The organism is Chloroflexus sp., from assembly GCF_034434295.1.
In the GTDB taxonomy this organism is placed as follows: domain Bacteria; phylum Chloroflexota; class Chloroflexia; order Chloroflexales; family Chloroflexaceae; genus Chloroflexus.
Window position 1 is genome coordinate 1 of the sequence record NZ_DAOTZQ010000110.1, and the last position, 3,192, is coordinate 3,192.

Genomic DNA, 3,192 nt, shown 5'->3' on the forward strand with positions numbered 1-3,192 from the left:
GGCAGGGGTGAACGGTTCAGGGCGGAGCAGCAGGGGCTGGATGCGCGGTGATGAGCACGCCGGAAGCGCACACGCCCAGGAGTTCTAACCCGCTCCCGCTGGGGACGGGATACGGCGTGACACGCGCCTACTCGTGAGCACGGCTGCTGCGGTAGCATGGCTGCCGTACTCCAAACGCTGCGATACGCGCATGACGAGCAGGTAAGGCTCCCAATCCAGCGCGTGATTGCACCGGAAAGAGTTGTCAGCCCTCCTCGCTTTCAAACCGGCAGACTGGGAGTAGGAGATACTGTCGTTGGTAATTGGCAAGCGTTCATAAGCCTGTGCGACAGTCTGGCAGCACGACAGCACAGCTTTATGAAATAGGTTCTACTCTCGCGACACCCGGCAGGGCAGGCAGAGGCGGGCCTGGTTCAGGCGACCGCGACTGCCAGCGCGACCGTTGCGCCGTCTCTCCGACCATATGCGGCAATTTCGTGGTGGTCGCAATTGACGACTCGCCGCGCTGAACCACTCTCGCTATAACCGGCAGAGCTGGTAGAGACGGGCCGGGGTTAGACGATCTCGACTTCGAGCGCGACCGCTTCACCACCTCCCAGACACAGTGCGGCAATTCCTCGCTGGCCGCCGCGCTGGCGTAACGCCGAGATGAGTGTCACCAGGACACGTGCTCCGCTGGCCCCTATCGGATGGCCGAGGGCAATCGCGCCACCGTGGACATTGACCCGGTCTGCATCGAGGGCCAGGGCACGCAGGTTCGCAATGACCTGTGCGGCAAAGGCTTCGTTGATCTCGAACAGGTCGTAGTCGTCGAGCGTACGGCCTGCCCGCTTCATCAGCTGTTCGATGGCAAACGCCGGTGCGGTGAAGAGTTCAAGCGGCTTGACGGCGGCCTGGGCGGCTGTGCCAATGCGGGCTAACGGTTGTAACCCCAATTGGGCTGCCCGGCTGGCTCGCATCAATACGACTGCTGCCGCGCCGTCGGTAATGCCGGGGGCATTGCCGGCAGTGACGGTGCCGTCGGTGACAAATGCCGGTTTGAGCTTTGCCAGTGCAGCCAGCGAGGTGTCGCGCCTGGGGCCTTCGTCAGTCGTTACCAGATTGACCTGGCCTTTCGGCCCTGGGACGGTTACCGGTGCAATTTCGGCTTGAAAGGCGCCACTGTCCTGAGCGGCCACTGCGCGTTGGTGTGATTGCAATGCGTACGCATCTTGCTGTTCGCGAGTGACATTGAAGGTGCGCGCAATCCATTCAGCGGCCACCCCCATGTGATGATGCTCAAAAGCGCACCACAGACCATCGTGAACGACAGCGTCGATGATCTGGCCGTGGCCGAGCCGATAGCCGTGGCGGGCCTGGGGAAGCAGGTATGGCGCACCACTCATGTGCTCCATACCGCCGGCGACAATCACCTCAGCTTCGCCGGCCTTGATCAGGGCGGTGCCGATCATAACTGCCTTGAGGCCACTGCCGCAGACTTTGTTGACGGTCAGGCCACCGACGGTATGCGGCAGGCCCGCACGCAGGGCTGCCTGGCGTGCCGGTGATTGTCCCAGGCCGGCGGTGACTACGCAGCCCATAATGCATTCATCGATGGAATCCGCCTCAATTCCGGCCCGTTGGACAGCCGCCTGCACGGCGGCTGCACCTACATCGATGGCACTCAATCCGCTGTAGGCGCTGTTGAAGCGCCCGATTGGGGTACGCGCTGCACCAACAATGACGACATCGTCCATAGTTTGTTTCCTCGTTTGGCTTAGACTGGTGACACTCTATTAGATGTTGACTATTATAACGGGTTTCATAACAGGCAGCTTGAGGTGTCTCTTAGAAGCCTCCCACACCCGTCTCATACAAGCGTCCCACGACGATCAACAGCATGACCAGAATGCCTGCGCAGATCAGCCCCACCTCACGTGGTGAGCGTCTGCGCAGAGCCACAGCGGTTGCCGGCATTAAGCCAACGGCCACCACGCCGTAGATAACGTGCAGCGCCATGCGGAAGAGATCAGCCTGCCAGAGGAGAAGCAACCCGATCACGGACTGGGCAATAATGAGCAGTTGCAAGATGCCGAGTGGCGCCTGCATGCTGCCCCGATTGCGCCAGGCTACAATCAACGCCCAGATCAAGCTGACGACGATAACCAGTGTTATGGTGAACTGTAAGCGGCTGTGTAAGGCAAAGAGTCGTTCCATGGTGGGATATTGTAGCACGGTGTGAGTATTCGCTAGCACGCGGCTGATGTGGATGGAGTTGCACTGTCGGCATCTATGTACTATCTGTGGGTTGTGCGAGCGATCACTGATACTGAAATAGAAAATGGGAAATAGAAAATAGATAGACAAGGATAGGGGAAAGAGGAAAGAGAACTTATTGCAAAAAACATCTTCTGGAAGCTATTCCAATTCATTCCCGACAGACCTGGAGATCATGACGAGCACACACCGCATCCTCGTGACCAGTAGGGTGGACGGTGTGCCACACGCCTACCCGTAAGGACGGCTACTGCGGCAGCGTGGCTGCCGCACACCACACCGCGCCACACGCGCATGATGGGCAGGCACGGCAATCCATTAAGCGCGTGATGGCACTGAAGATGAGCGTCAGCTCTCTTCGCTGTTATACCGGCAGCCTGGGAGTATGCGCGTGACGAGCACACCCCGCATCCCCGTGACGAGCAGGGTTAACGGCGTGCCACGCGCCTACTCGTGAGCACGGCTGCTGCGGCAGCATGGCTGCCGCACGCCATACTGCGCCACACGCGCATGATGGGCAGGCACGGCAATCAATTCGGCGCGTGATGGCACCGGCGATGGCCGTCAGTTCTCCTTGCTATTATACCGGCGTGTCGGTGCAGGCTTTGGTGATTAGTAAGTGTTCATAAGCCTGTGCGATGATCAGGTAGCACAACAGCACAGCTTTTTATGAAATAAGAATCTATCCGAAAACACATGGTACCATTTCCCAGATGAATCAAGCGAAGGAGGCGACAGATGAGCGAACAACCGGTTGCCGATGGGTGGCGCATTCCCAATGCGCTGTGGGAACGGATTGCGCCCCTGCTCCTACCGCAGCGGACGTACCCCACGGGGGACGCCCGCGCATGCCTGATCGCCAGGCGATGGCTGCCATCTGCTTCATCCTCCGCACCGGCGGTCAAGGGCAAGCGCTCCTCCGCAGCCTGGGCGCGG

Annotated in this window: 2 protein-coding genes and 1 pseudogene; 1 reads left to right on the forward strand and 2 read right to left on the reverse strand. The window is 59.8% G+C overall.

Translation table 11 applies throughout. The features are described from left to right. Window positions 1-554 precede the first annotated feature (554 nt). On the reverse strand, window positions 555-1,736 hold the full coding sequence (locus VAE57_RS15355; protein ID WP_322822736.1) for an acetyl-CoA C-acetyltransferase: 1,182 nt from the start codon (window positions 1,734-1,736) through the stop codon (window positions 555-557). A gap of 91 nt (window positions 1,737-1,827) precedes the next feature. Further along, entirely contained in the window at window positions 1,828-2,196 is a 369-nt protein-coding gene (locus VAE57_RS15360; protein ID WP_322822737.1) for a hypothetical protein, read from the reverse strand. Between the two features lie 798 nt (window positions 2,197-2,994). Between VAE57_RS15360 and VAE57_RS15365 the strand changes: the two are divergent. After that, window positions 2,995-3,192 (forward strand): annotated as a pseudogene (locus VAE57_RS15365) (transposase); the annotation flags it as partial.